The sequence below is a fragment of the Nocardia sp. NPDC050175 genome (assembly GCF_044459885.1).
Classification (GTDB): Bacteria; Actinomycetota; Actinomycetes; order Mycobacteriales; family Mycobacteriaceae; genus Nocardia.
In genome coordinates this window covers 138,375-158,250 of sequence record NZ_JBITJI010000012.1, presented here as the reverse complement: position 1 = coordinate 158,250, position 19,876 = coordinate 138,375, and the positions used below count along the sequence as shown (strand labels likewise).

At 65.5% G+C, this 19,876-nt stretch carries 19 protein-coding genes; 8 read left to right on the top strand and 11 right to left on the bottom strand.

Annotated elements, in window-relative coordinates:
• Positions 1–4: 4 nt before the first annotated feature.
• On the top strand, positions 5–259 hold the full coding sequence (locus tag ACIBK2_RS33980; protein WP_396973349.1) for a hypothetical protein: 255 nt from the start codon (positions 5–7) through the stop codon (positions 257–259).
• Between the two features lie 214 nt (positions 260–473).
• Positions 474–965 carry an FBP domain-containing protein gene (locus tag ACIBK2_RS33975; protein WP_379285381.1) on the top strand — a complete coding sequence of 164 codons (492 nt, stop codon included), beginning with the start codon at positions 474–476 and terminating at the stop codon, positions 963–965.
• 217 nt (positions 966–1,182) lie between these two features.
• Here the strand turns inward: ACIBK2_RS33975 and ACIBK2_RS33970 are convergent, their stop codons facing one another.
• From ACIBK2_RS33970 to ACIBK2_RS33945, 6 genes are all read right to left on the bottom strand, one after another.
• Positions 1,183–2,679: a PepSY-associated TM helix domain-containing protein gene (locus tag ACIBK2_RS33970; protein WP_396973347.1), complete on the bottom strand. Its 1,497-nt coding sequence runs from the start codon at positions 2,677–2,679 to the stop codon at positions 1,183–1,185.
• A 396-nt stretch (positions 2,680–3,075) separates the two neighbouring features.
• Positions 3,076–3,639: a hypothetical protein gene (locus ACIBK2_RS33965; protein ID WP_396973345.1), complete on the bottom strand. Its 564-nt coding sequence runs from the start codon at positions 3,637–3,639 to the stop codon at positions 3,076–3,078.
• 163 nt (positions 3,640–3,802) lie between these two features.
• The gene (locus tag ACIBK2_RS33960; protein WP_396973343.1) at positions 3,803–5,461 is read right to left on the bottom strand and encodes an acyl-CoA synthetase; all 1,659 of its coding nucleotides are present in this window, start codon (positions 5,459–5,461) and stop codon (positions 3,803–3,805) included.
• A 170-nt stretch (positions 5,462–5,631) separates the two neighbouring features.
• Entirely contained in the window at positions 5,632–7,257 is a 1,626-nt protein-coding gene (locus ACIBK2_RS33955; protein WP_396973341.1) for an acyl-CoA synthetase, read from the bottom strand.
• Between the two features lie 358 nt (positions 7,258–7,615).
• A complete protein-coding gene (locus ACIBK2_RS33950; RefSeq protein WP_396973339.1) occupies positions 7,616–8,119 on the bottom strand; it encodes an ArsR/SmtB family transcription factor in 504 nt (167 codons plus the stop codon).
• A gap of 111 nt (positions 8,120–8,230) precedes the next feature.
• Positions 8,231–8,863 (bottom strand): hypothetical protein, encoded by a 633-nt coding sequence (locus ACIBK2_RS33945; protein ID WP_396973337.1) that lies wholly within the window; start codon positions 8,861–8,863, stop codon positions 8,231–8,233.
• 1,252 nt (positions 8,864–10,115) lie between these two features.
• On the opposite strand from ACIBK2_RS33945, the gene ACIBK2_RS33940 reads away from it, so the two are divergent.
• Genes ACIBK2_RS33940 through ACIBK2_RS33930 form a run of 3 tightly spaced genes read left to right on the top strand, consistent with a single transcriptional unit; the run spans position 10,116 to position 11,496 of the window.
• On the top strand, positions 10,116–10,295 hold the full coding sequence (locus tag ACIBK2_RS33940; protein ID WP_396973335.1) for a CopG family transcriptional regulator: 180 nt from the start codon (positions 10,116–10,118) through the stop codon (positions 10,293–10,295).
• Entirely contained in the window at positions 10,295–10,633 is a 339-nt protein-coding gene (locus ACIBK2_RS33935; protein ID WP_396973333.1) for a VOC family protein, read from the top strand. The genes ACIBK2_RS33940 and ACIBK2_RS33935 overlap by 1 nt, the downstream gene beginning before the upstream one ends.
• A gap of 17 nt (positions 10,634–10,650) precedes the next feature.
• A complete protein-coding gene (locus ACIBK2_RS33930; protein WP_396973331.1) occupies positions 10,651–11,496 on the top strand; it encodes a class I SAM-dependent methyltransferase in 846 nt (281 codons plus the stop codon).
• Positions 11,497–11,555: 59 nt separating this feature from the next.
• On the opposite strand, the gene ACIBK2_RS33925 is transcribed toward ACIBK2_RS33930, so the two are convergent.
• Entirely contained in the window at positions 11,556–12,785 is a 1,230-nt protein-coding gene (locus ACIBK2_RS33925) for an acyl-CoA dehydrogenase family protein (protein WP_396973329.1), read from the bottom strand.
• A gap of 33 nt (positions 12,786–12,818) precedes the next feature.
• On the bottom strand, positions 12,819–14,213 hold the full coding sequence (locus ACIBK2_RS33920; protein ID WP_396973327.1) for an acyl-CoA dehydrogenase family protein: 1,395 nt from the start codon (positions 14,211–14,213) through the stop codon (positions 12,819–12,821).
• Between the two features lie 130 nt (positions 14,214–14,343).
• Here ACIBK2_RS33920 and ACIBK2_RS33915 point away from each other — a divergent pair, with 130 nt between their 5' ends.
• Positions 14,344–15,837, top strand: a complete 1,494-nt coding sequence (locus ACIBK2_RS33915; RefSeq protein WP_396973325.1) for a hypothetical protein — start codon at positions 14,344–14,346, stop codon at positions 15,835–15,837.
• An 85-nt stretch (positions 15,838–15,922) separates the two neighbouring features.
• Here the strand turns inward: ACIBK2_RS33915 and ACIBK2_RS33910 are convergent, their stop codons facing one another.
• On the bottom strand, positions 15,923–16,684 hold the full coding sequence (locus tag ACIBK2_RS33910) for an alpha/beta fold hydrolase (RefSeq protein ID WP_396973323.1): 762 nt from the start codon (positions 16,682–16,684) through the stop codon (positions 15,923–15,925).
• Positions 16,685–16,743: 59 nt separating this feature from the next.
• Here ACIBK2_RS33910 and ACIBK2_RS33905 point away from each other — a divergent pair, with 59 nt between their 5' ends.
• A complete protein-coding gene (locus ACIBK2_RS33905) occupies positions 16,744–17,112 on the top strand; it encodes a MerR family transcriptional regulator (RefSeq protein ID WP_396973321.1) in 369 nt (122 codons plus the stop codon).
• A 133-nt stretch (positions 17,113–17,245) separates the two neighbouring features.
• Here the strand turns inward: ACIBK2_RS33905 and ftsX are convergent, their stop codons facing one another.
• Entirely contained in the window at positions 17,246–18,151 is a 906-nt protein-coding gene (ftsX, locus tag ACIBK2_RS33900) for a permease-like cell division protein FtsX (protein ID WP_379285357.1), read from the bottom strand.
• Positions 18,151–18,840, bottom strand: a complete 690-nt coding sequence (gene ftsE / locus ACIBK2_RS33895; RefSeq protein ID WP_150402602.1) for a cell division ATP-binding protein FtsE — start codon at positions 18,838–18,840, stop codon at positions 18,151–18,153. Before ftsE ends, ftsX begins: the two co-directional genes overlap by 1 nt.
• A 529-nt stretch (positions 18,841–19,369) precedes the next feature.
• On the opposite strand from ftsE, the gene ACIBK2_RS33890 reads away from it, so the two are divergent.
• The gene (locus ACIBK2_RS33890; protein ID WP_396973318.1) at positions 19,370–19,849 is read left to right on the top strand and encodes a hypothetical protein; all 480 of its coding nucleotides are present in this window, start codon (positions 19,370–19,372) and stop codon (positions 19,847–19,849) included.
• The last annotated feature ends 27 nt before the right edge of the window (positions 19,850–19,876 follow it).

Here is a 19,876-nt window from a genome sequence, read left to right as displayed (position 1 = left end):
CGCAATGCTTTTCGACATCCGCACCATCGTCGGCACCCTGCTCGGCAGTTATGGCGTCGTCCTGATCATCACCGGCTTGGTCAGCAATACCGCTGCCGACCAAGCCAAGACCGGCAACATCAACGTCAACCTCTGGGCGGGGATAGGGATGGCCGTTGTCGGCCTGCTCTTCATCGCCTGGGTGATCCTGCGTCCGATCGCGGTGCCGGAGAAATCGCCCGCCGCGGAGATCGATGATAAGCCGTCGACCACTCCGTAGCGAGAGTGCGCAAAGGCCCCGCCCGGTCCATCGGGCGGGGCTTTTCGTTGTGCGTTGCATAATGCGCAGTGCAGACCGATCGGTCGGTGATTCTGTTCACAAGTAGCTGACCAGCTGGTATTCCTGAGCGAAATGCGTTTGTTCGATGGCCGTCGCGCCCCGTAACGTCAGTTCGGTTTGTTCGGCTAATGAATCAGGAATGGAGTGAACCGCCATGAAACCAGTGACTGAGCGCGACATCAGGTCGTCGTTCATCAACTGTTCCAAGACCGAGGCCAAAAAGCTGCCGGTGCCAAAGGATCTCGACGATCGCCCCTGGGACGATCTCGACTTTCTCGGCTGGAGCGACCCGTCGCTGCCCGGCCGGTGCTATCTGGTCATCCCGAACGACGACGACGAACTGGTCGGGGTCGCGCTGCGCTACGAAACCGGTGGGTCGGGTCGAGCCCAGATGTGCTCGATCTGCCTGACCACGCACACCGGCACCGGCGTATCCCTGCTGACGGCGGCCAAGGCGGGCCCGTCCGGACGCAAGGGCAATACGGTCGGCACCTACATGTGCACCGACCTGGCCTGCTCGCTGTACGCGCGGGGCAAAAAGACTCCGGCACTGGGCAATCGGTACCGGGAGAATTTGAATCCCGAGCAGAAGGTCGAGCGGATGCTCGCCAATATGCAGGCGTTCGTTGCCAGGCTGTACACCTAGATCCAGCGGCTAGCTGAGGCACATCGCTAGCTGACGCAGTCCGCACTGTTCGAAATGGAGGTAGATGCCATGCGCCGACACTTGACACTCGGCTCGCCGAACCCGCACCCCGAGTTCCGCGATAGGGCAAGCACACTCGGGGTGCGCGAGGTTCCTCTCCGGTCGAGACGGCCTGGCTGCCGCAGCCAGACCGCCTCATCCGGAGAGGAACCATCGATCACCCGGCCTTCGCGGTACGCGTCCTTGCCGTGAGACCGATCAGCACGTCGATGGCGAGGAAGGCGAGCAGGCTCAGCCCGACCAGCGGGACGAACCAGCCGACCAGCAACGCCGCGGCCAGCACCGGCACCGCCAACCACGGCGAGGTCCGGCGCAACGCACCCCGTTTCGGCGCCCGGCCCAGTGCGGGCCGTCCCGTCCGGCGGGTCGGCCGCCTGCGCCACCACATCAGGTAACCGCGCACCAGCACGGTGATCAGCCCGATCATGACGGCGAGCAGCAGCAACTGGTTGAGCAGACCGAACAGCAAGCCCATGTGGAATTGGATTCCCCAGTTGGTGAGCTTGGCCATCAGCGGCCAGTCGGCGTAGGCGAGCCGGTCGGTGACCGTGCCGGTGGTGCCGTCGATCGCGACCGCGTCGACCGTGTAGGTGCCCGGCATCCGGCGTTCCTTCACGGTGAAGGCCTGATCCGACTTGGCCGGGAAGGTGATCTCCGCGGCCTGGGTCACGTCGTTGGCGCGGGCGGTCTCGTAGACGCGGTCCACCTGGGCGATGCGGAAGATCGGGTCGATCGTGGCGGGTGTCATCACGTGGCCTTCGTGGTGCTGGCCGCCCGAATTGTGTTCGGGTGCGGCGGATCCCGGTAGTGCCGTGGTGACGGTCGGTGTGGTCCAACTCAACTGCTGTCGCAGGTCGGTGATGTTCTCGCCCGCGTAGGTCGACCAGGTCATGCCGGTCGCGGACAGCAGCAGGATGATCGGCAGCACCCACATGCCGACCGAGCCGTGCCAGTTCACCGTGCGGCCGCGGCTGTTCTGCGAGCGGTCCGGCGCGAAGAGCCAGGCCGCCGAGTTCCGGCTCCGCCGGGTGCGCACGCGGCGCACCCACACGACCAGACCGGCCAGCGCGATGACCCAGAGCCAGGAGGCGGCCAGCTCGCTGTAGAGGCGGCCGGGCTCGCCCAGGTGCAGGTCGCGATGGAGGCGGTCGATCCAGGTGCGCAGGGGGAGTGCACCGGAGCTGCCGTAGACGACGGAGTCGCCCACCGGCTGGGCGGTGTAGGGGTTGACGAAAACGGCGCGGCGTTCGGATTCGCCGAGTGACGGGTCGGTGAAGAGCACACGGGTGGTGTCCTCGGCGCCCGGTGCGGGCGCGACCGCGGCCAGTGTGAGGTTCGGTTGGGTCGCGACGGCGGCGTTGATCTGCTCGGCCAGCGGCTTCGGTGCGCCGCCCGTCTCGACGGTCAGCAGGTCACGCGAGACGATCGACTCGAGGGTGGGCGAGATCGCGTAGAGGGCGCCGGTGACAGCGGCGACGAGAATGAACGGGGCGACGAAGATGCCCGCGTAGAAATGCAGGCGCATCGCCAACGCGTACAACCCATTTCGGGCCGTCGGTTTGGTGCGTGCGGGGGTCGGTCGCGGGTTCGCCTCGGGTGTGGGCGGTGGTAGTTCGGCTTCGGCGGTGATGGTTTCTGTTGTGCTCACGGTCATTTCGTTTCTGCGGCTCGGGAACCCGGTGGGGCGGGCGTTGTTCCCGATGTACGGTCGGGTCAGGTGCGGCGTAGCCTGCGGCATCGGTTGGGCGACAACGCATGTCGAGGGGATTGGGATCGGATCGACATGGTTCGGCGCCCCGGTACCCGCGGGTGCGGTGATGACGCCACCGATCAGCAAGGTTTGCGCGGACGTCGGTGCATCAATGCCACGAGTGGCAGCGAGTTCGACGGAATGGTCATGTCGACGAGACACGAGGGCAACCGAGGTGGCGTTCTCAGTTCGCCATTCGCCGATAAGTCGACTCGCGCATGCGAAGACTTGCCGAATGTTCGCGGGAACGATTAATGCGCACACCGGAACACGCTTCGTGGGTGGAGCGCTAGGGCGAAGTCAGCTGGCGACGGCGAGCGGTGGGCCGCGGGTTCGCCGAGATTCGGCGGCGAACAGCCGCAGGATGACGCGATCCCGGTGGCGGGTGCGCAGCGGTGCCGGGTCGGCGCGAACGGGTGCGGACCGACGCTGCCGCAGCACCCGGAAGAGCACCGAGGTCCCCGCTCGATAGGCGGCTTCCGCGCCGCGGATCACGATGGCGGCGGCAACGGCCGCGAACAGGTGTGCGCTGAGCATCGCCGGTGTCAGCTGGGCATCGCCGTGATGCAGGTGCCCGGAACTGAATCCCATGGTCAGGTGGCCGAGCAGCTGCCCGGCGACGAGCGCGGTGATCAGCCCGGCCGAGGTGTCCCGCAGCGGCGCGAGCCCGGCCACCAGCGCGCCGATGATCGCAGCGGCGGCCATCAGCAGAGCAAGCGTCGTACCGTCCGGCGCCATGCCGCCGGACGCCCAACCATGTGCCGCAACAGAAATGGTCCCCGAGATCGCCCCGGCCGAACCACCGCGCACCCGCGCGACGGCGCCGCGATACCCCGCGACAGACCGGCCGAACTCGATACTCACGCGCTGATAGTAACCGACGAATTGCGCGCAACTTCCCCAGTGACAAACGCCCGAAGAACAGCGGAAGATCGAACTTCCATGCCGATCACGCGCACATCACAGCCGCATGCCCCTGATTTGCCGCGCTCGGAATCGCAGGCGGCAAATCAGGAGACGTGTGCGGTCAGCTCGCCTCGATCTCCATCTCGATCAGCGGCTTGCGGAGCAGCTTGCCGGTGGCGTTGCGGGGGAGCTCGTCGAGGAAGATCACCTCGCGGGGCACCTTGTAGCGGGCCAGGTTCGCCTTGACGAAGTCCTTGATCTCCTGCGGGTCGCGCTGGGAGTCCGGTCCGGGAACGACGAACGCCCGCAACCGCTTGCCGAATTCGCGGTCGTCGACGCCGACCACGGCGGCCTCGAAGATGTCCTCGCGCCCGGCGATCAGGTTCTCCACCTCGAGCGGGAAGACGTTCTCGCCGCCGGAGACGATCATGTCGTCGTCGCGGCCGTCGATGTACAGCAGGCCGTCGGCATCGAAATGCCCGACGTCGCCGCTGTTCATCATGCCGTCCACCATCTCCTTGGTGCGGCCGTCGGTGTAGCCGCTGAACGCGAAACCGTTGTCGACGAAGATCGTTCCGGTGACCTCGGGCCGGGTGATCGGCTTGCGGTTCTCGTCGAGCAGCACGATCCGGATCCCGACCGGGGCCTTGCCCGCTGTGGTCGGCGCCTTGCGCAGGTCCTCGGGGGTGGCGACGGTCATGACCGCGCATTCGGTGGAGCCGTACAGGTTGTAGAGGCTGTCGCCGAAGTAGTCGAGGGTGCGGGTGACCACGTCGGGTGCGATGGCCGAACCCGCCGCGAAGATCACCTTGATGGTGCTCGGGTCGTACTTGGCCAGCACCTCGTCGTCCAGGTCGAGGATGCGCTGCAGCATGGTCGGCACCACCACCAGCGAATCGGCCTGGTACTTCACGATGTTCGCCAGCGTCTGCTCCGGGTCGAAGCGGCGCTGCTGGAAGACGACCCGGTTGCCGAGGGCGACGCCGATGGTGAACTGGGAAAGGCCGGTGCCGTGGAAGATCGGCGCCGCCATCACCATGGTGCCGTTGTGCGGCAGCGGCACCCGGTCGACGAACTGGGCCGAGGCGAACGGGCTCACCTTGTCGCGCGGCGCGCCCTTGGGCGTTCCGGTGGTGCCGCTGGTCAGGATGATCATGCCGCCGGCCTTCGCGGGGGCGGGCAGTGCGGCGGTGGATTGTCCCGCGGAGAGCGACTCGATGGTCGCGATCGACGGATCGACGTTGTCCTTCGCGTCGACCCAGGTGAGCACCCGGGGAATCTCGGCGGGGATGGCGCTCATCAGGTCGACGAACTCGCTGTCGTGCAGCACCGCCTTCACCTTCTCGCGCGCGGCGACATCGGCGAACTGCGGCTTGGCGAAACCGGTGTTCATCAGCACCGCGCGCACGCCGAGCTTGCCCGCCGCGAGCAGGCTCAGCACCATGCCGCGGTGGTCGCGAGCCAGCACCGCCACCACGTCACCCGGCTTGATGCCGTGCGCCGCGAGGCCGCGGGCAAACGCGTTCGACTGCTCGTTCAGCTCGCCGAAGGTCAGCTCGCCGCGCTCGTCGACGATGGCGCCCGCGTCCGGCCTCGTCTGCGCGGCGTGCATGGCGACGCCGGCGAACGGGCCGAACTTGACCACGTTGAACGCGGACCGCAGGGCGTGATCGAGCCGGAGCGGATTGAACAGCCGCCGCTTGACCATGACGTTCACGCCGAGGGCGAGATCGCCCGCTTTGCGGGCAGTGCCACTCAACGCGGGGAAGGAGACAACCATTCGACAACAACCTTCCGGCGGCCCCACCCGGTATGAGCCGATGGGTGGTGCGGACCGCAGCTTCGGGATCCAGTGCTATCGCTAACAGTAGCAAGCATCTGTAACCCGGTGTGTCACGTATCTCAACAGCAGCTACTGATGGGTAACCAGTTGGGGTCGCCGCGCCGAGATCAGGGGGCGACCTCGTACTCCACCAGCACCCGGCGCAGCAGCTTGCCGGTCGGGTTGCGCGGCAGATCGTCGAGGAAGACCACCTCGCGCGGCACCTTGTAGCGGGCCAGGTTGTTCTTGACGTAGGCCTTGATCTCCTCGCCGTCGGGCGTGTGGCCCGGCTCGGGAACGACGAAGGCGCGCAACCGTTTTCCGAATTCGGCGTCGTCCACGCCGACCACCGCCGCGTCGAAGATATCCGAGCGCTCCAGCAGCAGGTTCTCCACCTCCTGCGGGAAGACGTTCTCGCCGCCGGAGACGATCATGTCGTCGTCGCGGCCGTCGACCATCAAGAGGCCGTGCTCGTCGAAGTGACCGACATCACCGCTGGACATGTAGCCGTCGATGATCTGCTTGTGGCGGCCGTCGGTGTAGCCCTCGAACGGCGTGCCGCTGCGAATGAAGATGCGCGCGGTCGTATTGATCGCGCTGACCTGCTTGTCGTTGTCGTCGTAGAGCCGCACCTCGCAGGTGACCGGCGCGCGCCCGACCGTGCCGGGAGCCAGTGCGAGCTCCTCCGGATTGGCGATGCTGGCGACCGAGCATTCGGTGGAGCCGTACAGGTTGTACAGGACCGGCCCGAACACCTGGGTGGCTTTGACGGTGAGTTCCGGCGACAGCGCCGAGCCCGCGAGCAGGATGACCTTCAGCGAGGAGATGTCGTACTTGGCGCGGATCGCCGGATCCAGTTCGGTCATCCGATGCAGCATGGTCGGCACCGCGACCAGCAGTTCCGCCTTGTGATCGGCGATCAGCTGCAGCGTCGCCTCGGCATCGAATCGCCTGCGCATCACCACCTTGTTGCTCATGGCCATGCCGACGAGCCAGCTGCCGAAACCGGTGCTGTGGAAGATCGGCGACACGATCACCTGGGCGCCCCGGAACGGGAACGGGACCCGGTCGAGGAACTGCGCGGTGGCCAGCGGCGACACCTTGACGCGCGTCGCGCCCTTGGGCAGGCCGGTGGTGCCGCTGGTGAGGATGATGAAGCCGCCCGGCTTGCTCGGGTTCGGCAGCTCGGCGCTGGAGTTGCCGGTGATCAGATCGTCGAGAGTCTGTGCGCCCTCTGGCAATTCGGTGCCTTCGTCCACCCAGGTGAGGAAGCGCGGGAGGTCGGCGGGCAGCGCGTCGAGCAGGCCGAGGAACTCGCTGTCGTGCAGCATCGCCTTGACCTTCTCGCGCTGGCACACCTCGGCGAACTGCGGCTTGGCGAACCCGGTGTTCATCAGCGCGACCCGCACGCCGAGCTTGCTCGCGGCGACCATCGCCAGGATGAGACCGCGGTGATCGCGGGCCAGCACGCCGACGACGGTGCCCTCGGTGATCCCGGCCGCCTGCAAACCTCGCGCGATCGCGGTCGACTGCTTATCGATCTGGCCGTAGGTCAGTTCCCCGCGCTCATCGGCCAGGCCGGGGGAGTCCGGGGCAATGCGCGCGTTGTGCCGGATCAGGGTGGCCTGCGGGCCGAAGATCTGCGATTCCTTCAGTGTCCGAAGGGTTTCCAGCGGTTTGCGCGGATCGGAAACACCGCGGGACCGGAGCACCCCGAGCGCCTTGAGGTTCTCAAGCGCGTGCGCCACCTTCATGTCGAACACCTCCACCAGCAAACTCGCGTCGGTACTCGACCTAGCGATATACGAACGGCGTAACTGAGGTCATAACCGTAGCAGCGGCGTGTCGGGTGTCACACAGCTACGTCTCGAGTTACCGGGCATCGGTGTTTCGCGCCGACCGCGCCGACGGCTATTTGACAGCGCCGCGCGGAGCGCGTTCGATACCGGTAGGGGGTAGTCGAAGAGAGAATGGAGCTGAGTCAACGATGATCTTCACGCTTGTTCGATCGACTGCGGTACCGGCGGACTGCTCGTGCGGTCCATCCTGTCAGTGCGGGTGCCAGTCCGGCGGCTCGTGCAGTTGCGGTAGCGATAACTGCTGAGCCTGCGGTCAGCGTCGTGCGCTGGCCAATGCGATGAGTAGTGGCACCAATCGGGCCGCGGGCACCTCGAAACGCCCGCGGCCCGCGGTGTGCAGCCAGCCGACCGCCGCCAGTTGGCGCAGATGGTGATAGACCTGCCCGGACGTGCCGACGCCCTCCAGCCCGACGAGTTCGGCCGCGGTCCGTCGGCCACCCATGATCTCCCGCAGGAGCCGTAGCCTTATCGGATTGCCAAGCGCGGCAAGGCATTCCGCGGTCTCGGCCCAGTCGTCCTCGATGAGGTCACCGGTGGTGAACGTCGCCTGCCACCCGTAGTGCTCGTCGGTCGGTAGCCGTACCGAACCAGCGAAGAGGACGCCGCCGTTCGGCTCGTCGACCGCGACGAATTCTTCATGTAGCCGGACCGCTGCCCAGCGGTCGTCGGTGTTCGCCGCCACGTGTCCGTTTGCGTGCTCGTCGGTCAAATCGTCGAGCCGCCGTTCCAGTTCCGCAACCCGCTCTTCCAGACTCACGCCACCGAAGCTACGGAATTACGTAATTCCAGACAAGAGGTCAATCGCGGGTGCTCCGGTGACAGTTCGGGCCCCACGACGCGTGTCGCAGGGCCCGAAGCCTCGAATCGATCAGTTGTAGACGGCGCCGAACGACGGAACCGAGATCGTGCCCAGCTGGTACTGGAACCCGTCCGGATTCGCATCGCTCACCGGAACCGACCAGCGGTGCCACAGGCTGCCGTACACCGCGGCCACGACCATGCCGCCGCCGGGATTGAGGGGCCGCGTCCGGATCGTGGTGTCCACGGGAACATCCTGGTGGTCGTAGAGCACCTCGGTCCCGCTCTGCCCGGTGGACACGTTGATCCACAGCACTTCCAGCTTGGCGCCACCCTGATTCGGCGCGATCGTGCCCGGCCCGCCGAAGAATCCGAACCGGAACCCGTCGAGCCCGAGTGCGATGCCCGATCCATACACCCCCGGCCCGTCACCACGCCCGATATCCGACTGCGCCGGAATCTGGAACGGCTGCGCGGGCAACGCCACCTGCCCCGCCTTGCTCACCTGCCCGGAAGCCACCAGTCGATCCACCGCCTGCTCGGCCGCCGGATTCCCCGCAGCCGCGGCTCGCAACTGCTGCACCGCCCCGGCCCAATCAACCGTCGCCGGTTCGGCACCGGCATTCCCCGCAAAAACACTCGCTACCACCGCGGTGGCGGCAAAAACGCTAGCGAGTCGACGCGTCACACTCAGTCGTTCCATATCCAGTTGCTCCTCGAGGTCTCTGGTACAGCTCGAAAGAAATTCGTCCGCTGAATTCGTCGATCAAGAAACGCAGGCCGTTACGTTGCCAGCGATTCCCTATCCGAGTCCACTATCCGCCCGCACGTGTCGCTTTCCCGCTAGGGACACGTTGGGGGAGCGCGTGTCCCGAACGGCGGCTGCGCTGAAACGACTGACCGTGCTAGATCCGGCCTGTCGGTGGAGCATGTCCCGTCGGGAACGCTCCTACTGAGCCACAAATGCCGTAATTCGTTCGCCGCCAAAAGGTTTGCGTACAAGATGGTGTGCCGTCGAGCGCGAAATGTGAAACGGATGCGTTCGCACTGATTTGCGAATCGGGCCGAAAGTTGTTGGTAGGCCCAGGTATTGTGGTGCCACTTCCTTCCGAGGGGCGATGGACACGGTCCAAACATCGCGCCCAGGGAGGAGGTGGTGGGTATGGCGAAACATCGCCGGAAAAAGAGCAAGGCCCCGGTCGATTACGGCATCGTCTTCGCAGTTGCTGCCGTGATCGCCGGGGCGCTCGTTGCGGTCCGCCGAGTGCGGGCGCATAGGTAAATACCCACCAGGTAGGGCCGCTGTTAGCAGCAGCGGTCCTACCGCTCGGCATCACCCGCAGGTGACACATAGACTTTACCTCGAACTGGCGCCTGTCTGCCAGACGACTGCTAGATCCGGCCTGACGGTGGAGGATGTCCCGTCGGGAACGTTCCTATCTGGCCAAAATGCTGTAATTCGTTCGCCGCCAAAAGGTTTGCGCACAAGATGGTGCGCCGTCGAGCGCGAAATGTGAAACGGATGCGTTCGCACTGATTTGCGAATCGGGCCGAAAGTTGTTGGTAGGCCCAGGTATTGTGGTGCCACTTCCTTCCGAGGGGCGATGGACACGGTCCAAACATCGCGCCCAGGGAGGAGGTGGTGGGGAATGGCGAAACATCGCCGGGTAAAGAGCAAGGCCCCGGCCGATTACGGCATCACGTTTGCATCTGCTGTCGTAATCGCCGGGGCGCTCATCCTGGTCCGCCGAGTTTGGCAGGCTAGGTAACCCAGCCCATCAGGTGGGGCCGTCGTTAACGGCGGCGGTCCCACCGCTCGGCATCACTCTCGTGATGACTCGATCTTACCAAGTCCTCCCGCATGTGTGCAGGTAGTTCGAGGCGTCCTGCTGCGGTGTCGTTCTCGGCGAAAGCGGGCCGTAGCGCTTAGCTTTCTAGGATGCTAGCATTCTAGTGTGGGCGATGAGGAGATCAAGCAGTTCAACGTGTACCTGCCGGTCGGGCTGATCAAGCAGGTCAAACACCACTCCATCGAGTCGGGCCTCTCGTTGTCGGCGTTGGTTGCCGCAGCGCTGCGGGCTTACCTCGATGACGCCGACGGAGAACGACGGAACTCGACTGAGAAGGAATCCTGATGACTACCAATGGCATTGAGGCTGTGTTCCTGGAGACGCACAACTGGGGGAAGGCGGCGAAGTTCTTTCAGGCGCTGGGCTATGAACTCGAGTTCGCGACCGACCATGACTCCGGTCAGCTCCGAAACGGTGACGGCCCTTACGTATTCATTGCCGAGGTGCCCAAGAACAAGACTCCCGGGATGCAGCTCGTGCTGAAAGCGACCGATTCGGCGGCGATCGCGGCCGATTCGGCCGTCGAGGTCGTCACGCCGCTCGAGGAAACCCACTATGGGACAAAGGAAATGACCGTCCGCGACCCGGACGGGCGGCTCTGGACCCTGCAGGCCGAGAAGTAACCATAAGGAGAACCCTCATGGCAGAGGTGCCGGACAACACGGCGGTACGAACCGCAATGTGGCGAGCGATGCACGTCCAGGTCGACCCGCCACCACATGTACTAGAGGACGAGATCGGCCTGCGACTCGTCGCCCCCGACTCGGACTGGCGCAGCCGCCCGGACATGGATCCCGTTGGCACCAGCGGATTCCGGGCATCGATGGTGGCCCGCGCGCGATTCATCGAGGACCTGGTGTCCGAACAAGCCGATCAAGGTGTCGACCAGTACGTCTTGCTGGGCGCGGGTTTGGACACCTTCGCCCAGCGCAAACCCGAGATAGCCTCTCGCTTAACAGTTTTCGAGATCGACCAGCCTGCCACCCAAGCCTGGAAACGGCAACGCCTGACCGACCTCGACCTCGCCATCCCCACCTGGCTGCGACTGGTCCCGGTCGATTTCGAGGCAACCGAATCCTGGTGGGACCACCTGCTTGCCGCCGGTTTCGACCCGGCCCGCCCCGCAGTCATCGCCTCCACCGGCGTGAGCATGTACCTGACCAAGGAAACCACCGCAGCCACCCTGCGACAGCTATCCGAGCTGGCCCCGGGTTCAACCCTCGCGATGACCTTCCTCTTGCCCACCGAACTACTCGCCGACCCCGACCGCTCCGGACTCCAAGCCTCCGAAAAAGGCGCCCGCGCCGCCGGAACCCCATTCATCAGCTTCTATACCCCAGCGGAAATGCAGGAACTAGCCGAACAAGCCGGTTTCAAAGCCACACAACATGTTTCGGGCACCGAACTAGCCGACCGCTACTTCGCGGACCGCACCGACGGCCTCCGCCCATCGACCGGCGAAGACTTCCTGATCGCCACCACCTGACACAGCAAACCGGCGCCGGTCCACAGTGGACCGACGCCGGTTTTGCGTTGTGCGACTTACTACTTCAGCTCGGCGCTGGTCTTGCCGAGTACCCGGCGAGCCACAATGAGCTGCTGGATCTGCTGGGTGCCTTCGAAGATGTCGAGGATCTTGGAGTCGCGGCCCCACTTCTCCAGCAGGGTGCGCTGGGAGTAGCCGATGGCGCCGGCCAGCTCGACGGCCTTGAGCGAGACGTCGGTGCCGGTGCGGCCGGCCTTGGCCTTGGACATCGAGGCCTCGAGCGAGTTCGGCTTCTTGTTGTCGGCCATCCAGGCGGCGCGCAGCGACAGCAGGTAGGCGGACTCGTAATCGGCTTCCATGCGCAGGAATTCGGCGGCCGCGGCGTGCTGGTTGTTCGGCGGGGTGTCGTAGGAGATCTCGACACCGGCGTCGGTCAGGATGGCACGCAGCTCCTCGAGGGCGGCGCGGGCCACGCCGACCGCCATCGCGGCCACCAGCGGACGGGTGTTGTCGAAGGTCTGCATGACCCCGGCAAAACCCTTCTCCACGTTGACTTCCGGGCTACCGAGGATGTTGTCCTTCGGAATCCGGCAGTCCTGCAGCAGCAGCACGGCGGTGTCGGAGGCCTTGATGCCGAGCTTGTGCTCGAGCCGGGCCACCGAGAGACCGGGAGCGTCGCGCGGCACGACGAACGACTTGATCGCCGCGCGGCCGAGGCTCTTGTCGACCGACGCCCACACCACGATGTGGGTGGACCGCTGGCCGGCGGTCACGAAGATCTTCTCGCCGTTGAGCACCCACTCGTCGCCGTCGAGCACGGCGGTGGTGGTGACGGCGGCGGAGTCGGAACCGAACGACGGCTCGGTGATCGCCATCGAGGCCCACACCTTGCCGAAACGCTTCAGCTGCTCGTCGGTGGCGACGGCCGCGATGGCCGCGTTGCCGAGACCCTGGTAGGGGATCGAGAGCATCAGGCCGACGTCGCCCCAGGACGTCTCCAGGGCGTTCAGCAGCGCGGACATGTTGCCGCCGTTGCTGTTTCCGAGCAGCTCGGTGGCGTGCCCGTCCGACTCGCTGTCGTCCTCGCGGCCGCCTGCCGCGCCGCCGATCTTCTGGGTGCCGGAGTCGGCGAGGCCTTCGACCATGGCGGCCATGGTGTCTAGCTCGACCGGGTACTCGTGCTCGGCGAGGTCGTACTTGCGCGAGATCGGCCGGAAGATCTCGGTCGCGACCTGGTGGGCCTGGTTGGCGCTGGCCCGCAGCTTCTTGGGGAGTTCGAGGTTGATCATGGGAGGTCTCCTGGAAGGTAAGGAACGGGCCGGTTAGATGAGCACGACACCTTCGGCGACGCCGATGCCCCGCAGATCGCGGTACCAGCGCTCGACCGGGTGTTCCTTGGTGAAGCCGTGGCCGCCGAGCAGCTGCACGCCGTCCAGGCCGATCTGCATTCCCTTGTCCGTGGCCAGCTTTCGGGCCAGCGAGGCCTCGCGGGCGAAGGACAGACCCTGCTCAGCGCGCGAGGCGCCGCGCAGGGTGACCAGCCGCAGGCCGTCGAGTTCGATCGCGATGTTGGCGACCATGAAGGCGACCGCCTGACGGTGCGAAATCGGCTCGCCGAACGCTTCGCGCTCGTTCACGTACGGGATCACGTAGTCCAGCACGGCCTGTCCGGTGCCGACCGCGAGCGAGGCCCAACCGAGGCGGGCCAGTCGAACGGCGTCGGCGTACTCCTCGGCGCGCTGCTTGGCATCACCGTCGCCGAGGATGGCTTCGGTGCCGACCGCGACATTGTCGAGCAGCAGGCGACCCAGACCGGCGGCGCGCAGACCCATACTCGGGTCGGCCTCGACCACCAGGCCGGGGGTGTCCGACGGAACGATGAAAAGCGAAGGGCGACCGTCGAGTTCGGCGGCGATAACGAACAGCTCGGCATCCGCGGCGGCGGGCACCAGGCTCTTCACCCCGGAGATCCGGTAGCCGCTCGGCGAACGAACGGCCTTGGTCTGCAAGGCGAACGGGTCGAACAGTGCGCGCGGCTCGCTGATCACCACGGAGGCCTGCGGCACGTTCTCACCGGTGAAGGCGGGCAGGTAGGTCTTCTGCTGCGCGTCGGTGCCCCACTGGGACAGCGCGACCGCGACGCCGCTGGGCGCGAGGATCGGCAGCGCCAGGCCCATGTCGCCGTGCGCAAGCGCCTCGGCCACAAGGGAATTGGTGACCGCACCGCGCTCGGACGCCGCGCCCTCCAGCTCCTCGGGGACGTTGATCAGCGTGATGCCGAGCTGGGCGGCGCGCTCGAGCAGGTCGCGCGGGGCCTTCGCGGCGGCATCGGCGTCGTAGGCGGCCGGGCGCAGGATCTCTGCGGAGAATTCCCGCACCGTCTCGACGATCATCTGCTGCTCGTCGCTCGGGGTGAGGTCGAAGAAGTCCTTCGTCTTCGCCTCGTTGGGCGCGAGCCGCTTCGGCGCACCGTTGCCGGTGACCTTGGCGAAGGCGCGGGTGGCGGCGCCGAGCGTGCGGAAACCGGTCTTGGTGCCTTCGTAGGTGACTCGCTCGATCGGCTTGCGCAGGTTGTACTTCTCGGCGAGCTCCGACCCGGTAATGGTCGTCATCACCCGCATGGCCGCGCCCATCCAGTCCCGCTTGGGGTGGCTGAGGCCGACTGCGGACGTGTCTGGACTTCGCTTCGTTGCGCTGTCTCGAGTGCTCATCATCACCTGTTTTCTCGGGTGGGTGGGGTGAGGTCTTGGCCCCGGCTATCTTACTCCTGAGTAAGACTATCTTACTCCAGAGTAAGAACCGCGTCGAGGTGCAGCATACGCCCCATATCTATGCCAGGCTGGCCGGGTGCCTATAGTCGCGGTGCTCTTCGCCGCTGTCCTGATCGCCTGTGCCCCACGCTATGGATATCACCGGGACGAGTTGTACTTTCTGGCGGCAGGTCGCCACCCTTCGTGGGGGTACCCGGATCAGCCGCCACTAACTCCGCTTATTGCCAAGGCGATGGCGGTGATCGATCCCGATTCGTTATTGCTGCTGCGGCTGCCCGCAGTGCTCGCGGCCACCCTGGTGGTGGTGTGCGCGGGGCTGATGGCGCGGGAGTTCGGCGGCGGGCGGGGCGCGCAGGCGCTGGCCGCCGCCACGGTGGCGAGTGCGGCGGTGGTCATGGCGACCGGGCACTTGTTGAGCACCGCGGTGTTCGATCTGGCCGCGTGGTCGGTGGTGTCGCTGGTGGTGCTGGTACTGATTCGGGAGATCGGTGGACCCGGCGAGGTTGATCCGCCAGCGGGGCCTCTCCGCCGTAATGTGTTGTGGCTCAAGGGTCCGCGGTGGTGGTTGGTGATCGGCCTGGTGGTCGGTCTCGGGTTGCAGAACAAGTTGCTGCTGATCTTCCCGGTACTCGCGTTGCTGGTGTCGCTGCTGGTATTCGGACCACGAAAGCTGTTCGCCACCAAGTTCTTTCCGATGTCGATCGGCCTCGCGGTGCTGCTCTGGCTGCCCTATCTGGTGTGGCAGGCAGGCAACGGGTGGCCGCAGTGGGAGATGAGCCGGGCGATCGCGGGCGGTTCTTCGGGGACGTCGGATTCGCCGATCATGTTCGTGCTCTTGCAGTTCGGGCTGATCGGACCGCTGTTGGTGCCATTGTGGGTGTTCGGCTTGTGGCGGCTGGCTCGCGACGCCCGATATCGCGCCTTCGCGGTCGCTTACGGCCTGCTCTTCGTGTTGTTCTTGGCGACCGGCGGGAAGGCGTACTACCTGGGCGGGATGTATCCGATCCTGCTCGCGGCCGGCGCGGTCCCCTTCGCCGCATGGTTGGGTCAGCGGAGAATTCGTTGGGCGACAGTGAGTTTCGTGGTCGTGCTGAACGCGATCTCCTCGGCGGTGCTGTTCTTGCCGGTACTGCCGATCTCGATGTTGAAGGACTCACCGGTCCTCGCGATCAACTACGACGCGGGCGAAACGATCGGCTGGCCCGAGTTCACCCGTCAAGTAGGGGAGGTGCGTGCGCGACTCGGCAGCGACGTCGCCATCCTCACCGACAACTACGGCGAGGCCGGTGCCATCGAACGGTTCGGCGCACCCTACAACCTGCCGAAACCCCACTCCGGTCATAACTCCTACTGGTGGTGGGGGCCACCGAGCGACACCGCCACCGAGGTGCTCGCAGTCGGCATCGATCGAGACGAGTTGGCGCGTGCCTTTGCTGACGTCGAACCCGCAGGCCGCATCGACAACACCCGTGACATCGACAACGACGAACAGGGCGCACCCCTGTTCATCTGCCGAAACCTCCGCGCCCCCTGGTCCGAGCTATGGCCACACGCCAAACACTTGGGCTGACCTCGCCGCGGCATCGGGCGTCGAACGGGACATGACGCCGCGCCCACTCGGCGGATGCCGCCGCCATGGCCCGTTCGGCGACCGGCTACAGGTGGTGATGAGTGAGGAAGTCTTCGACGGTTTTGCGCCACTGATCGGGTTGTTCGGCCATGAGCACATGTCCCGCCGCGATCTCGGCGTATTCCGCGCCGGGGATGGTCTCGGCTAGAAAGCGGGAATTCACCGGATCGACCAAGAGATCCTCGGTGGCATCGACGACCAGCGTCGGCACAGTGATGCGCCCCAAATCGCCAGTGGTGTTGACGATTTCGACCAGCTTGGCTTGCTGGTTCGTGCCACCTGGAATGGTTGTCGCGCCGACCCGCACGAGTTCGTCGACCTGGTCGGCAGGCAGGCCGTTGAAGAATGCGGCACTGAAGGCCTGCGCGAGGGCGAAGCGGGCGAACGTGGTGGTGTCACCGCGGTCGAGCAGGTCCTGCCAGATCCGCACGGCGAGGCGAGCGCGGTTGTCTGCCTTGGCAAATCCCGCGGCGAGGATCAGTCCGCGCACCCGGTCCGGATGGCGCACCGCCGCACGCACGGCAACCGCGCTGCCGAGGGAGTAGCCCACGATGGTGAACGTCTCGACGCCGGCATCGACCGCGGCCGCGACGAGCGCGTCGGCGAGACCGTCGAGGGTGAGCGGGATATCGCTGTCCGGATAGTCGGAGGCGACCACGGTATGCGTCGCGGCCAGGGCCGGGATCAGCGCGCCGAAGTTGGTCTCGATGGTGCCGCCCGCCCCGTGTGCGAGGACGAGGCCCGGTCCGGTGCCGTGCACCGTGGTCCGCAGGGGAATTGCTGTCATGCCAGCCAAGTTAGGAATTCACATGAGTGTGAAGGCAAGCCGAGGGTGAGGCAGGTCATATGTTGATCGGAGAACTGGCGCGTCGCACCTCCGTGAGTACCCGCCTGCTCAGGTACTACGAGGAGCAGGGCCTGCTGCGACCGCAGCGCGACGCCCTCGGTTACCGCTCTTACGCCGAGGACGCGCCGGAAGAGGTAGCTCACATCAGGGACATGTTGGCCGCGGGTCTGTCGACCGAGGACATCCGCAGCTTGCTGCCTTGCGCGATCGACCACGTCACCAAGGAGATTCAAGCCTGCGACAGGTCCCTGGACGTTGTCGAGAGCCGCCACAGCGACCTGGACGACAAGATCGCCGCACTCGAGCGACAGCGGGGGCTGCTCGCCGTGAAGCGCGCTTCGATCAGGGACGCGATGCCGGTGCGCTGACCGGTCTTGCGGGACATTCTTCGGTGCCACGCGCCTGAATCTCGCTCTGCGGCACGGAAAGTGTCCACTCAGGCCGACACCCAACGAGAGCCGGCCCAGAAACTCTGGACCGGCCCTCACTAGTGGCTCAACGCTATTCGCGCACGTAGTACCGCAACGTGCCATACGCGGTCAGCGCGGCGAACACGATGCCGACGGGCGCGATCACCAACGCGACCATCGCGATGTCGTCCCCGGTGATCCGCGGAAAGACCTTGCTGGCGAACAGATCTCCGAGCGCCCGATCGATCACCAACGGCCGCGCGAGCAACAGCCCGACCACCGCGACGAGCGAACCGGCCAACGCGGCGACCACCGCCTCCAACAGGAACGGCAGCTGCGTATACCAACGCGTCGCACCCACCAACCGCATGATGCCGACCTCGGTCCGCCGGGTGAACGCGGCGATCTGCACCATGTTCGCGATCAACAGCAGCGCGGCCAAGGCTTGCAGTACGGCTAGCCCGAATGCGGCATTACGCAACCCGTCGAACAAACTGACCAACCGGTCCACGATGTCCTTGTCGTTGCGCACCATGCCGACGCCTGGCCGCTGATAGAACTTCTCGTAGATCTGCGGATACAGCTCCGCGTTCTTCATCTTCACCCGCAGCGACGCGGGCAACGGTGTCTCGCTGACGTACTTGGCCAGCTCCGGCTGGTCCTTGAACGTCTTCTCCTTGGCCTCGCGAACGGCGTCGTCGCGGCTCAGGTACTGGACCGATTCGACGTCCTTGGTCGCCTTCAGGTCCGCCATCAGCGTCTTACACGGATCGCGAGAACAGTCCGGGTCGTTGGCGGAGACGTCCTCGGTGAGATACAGCCGCACCTCCAGCCGATCCAGGAAGTACTGCTCGGTCTTGTCCGCGATCCGCACCGCCAGCAGGCCGCCACCGAGCATGGTGAGCGAGACCGCGACGGTCAGGATCATCGCGATCGTCATCGTGACATTGCGTCGCAGACCGGCGAAGACCTCGCTGAACAGAAAACTCGCGCGCATCAGCGATCCACCCCGTAGACACCCGTCGCCTCGTCGCGAACCAGGCGGCCGCGATCGAGTTCGATCACTCGCCTGCGCATCGCGTCGACGATGTGGTTGTCATGGGTGGCCATCAGCACCGTGGTGCCGATCCGGTTGATCCGCTCCAGCAGCATCATGATGTCGCCGCTGGTATCCGGATCCAGGTTGCCGGTCGGTTCGTCGGCCAGCAACACCAGTGGCCGGTTCACAAACGCACGGGCGATCGCGACCCGCTGCTGCTCGCCACCGGAAAGCTCGGACGGTAGTCGATCGGATTTGCCGCCGAGCCCGACCATGTCGAGCACCTCGGGGACGGTGCGGTCGATGAACTGGCGTCGCTTGCCGATCACCTCCAGCGCGAACGCGACGTTGTCGTGCACCGACTTCTGCTGCAACAACCGGAAATCCTGGAACACGCACCCCATCCGCTGGCGCAGCTTCGGCACCTTGCGGCCGGGCAGCTTGTCCACTCGGAAGTCGGCGACCTGGATCTGCCCGGCGGTGGGGCTCTCCTCTTTCAACAGCAGTCGCATGAAGGTGGACTTGCCCGAGCCGGACGGTCCGATGATGAAGACGAACTCGCCCTTGTCGACATCGACGGTGATGTTGTCCAGCGCGGGTCTCGTCGAGGTCTTGTACGACTTGGTGACGTTCCGCATGGTGATCACATCAGCCCCCTGGCCGGGCGTCGCAGACCCGCACGTCCAGGCGTCTGATCCCTTGTCTTGCAGGGCATTTCGCTCCAATCGTGGCACTGCTCTACATCGGTGTACATCGGCACAAATCGGGCTCAATTCGTGCTACAAATCGTGCTACCAGCCGACGGTCCAGCTAATCCGGGGGTAACCCGCGCCAGCGATCCTAGCCCTTAGCGAAACACGTCCACGGGAGCATGGACCGGCCAGCCGTCGCTATCTCACCCTACGAGGGTGACGTACTCGGCGAGCAGCGAGCCACTGCGCGGGGCTGGCACGTTGCGCGCCGATGATCGAACTACCGTCTGGTTCGGCGACGTGCGTGCAATGACCAGACGAGAGACGCGACGCAGGAAGGGTCGGGCAGTGAGTGAAGACGGCGCCGGCCGCGGGTTGGACATTGGTCGTGTTCACGCCCGGCGCGACACTCCCATCCGGAATCGTCTCTGGTCCGAATACGTGGGGATACGGTGAACCGGATCGGCTGGTCCACCTTCGACGGATGGGAACCGGTATGCGTCTTGATCGTGTTCGAAGTTCCGCTTTGCTCGCCGCGATCGTCTTGACCGCCGGATGCTGGGTCATCTCAGCGCCGACGGCCCAAGCCGACCCTGTTGGGTTCTGTGTCAAGGCGTCGAAGACGTATGGAGACTTCAAGAAGTGCTACGAAGACTGCGAGCAAAGCAGTGTCGGCCAGTCAGGCGGCGCGAACAATCAGGGCACTGGGGCGAACAACCAGGGGACCAACCAAGTGGGCAGCCAGGCAGGTAGCTCGGGAAACCAAGATGGTCAGACGACCAACCAAGCGGGCAGCCAGACAGGTAACTCGGGAAACCAAAGTGGTCAGACGACCAACCAAAAGGGTAACGGGGGCAACCAGGCGGGCGCCGGGGCTAACCAGCAGGGTGACGATGGGGCCAACCAACAGAACAGCCCGCAGGCGCCGAACACGGCGAACTCGAGCACCCAGCAATGTGCGTAACCGGATAGGCCGAGGGTCAGCTGCGAC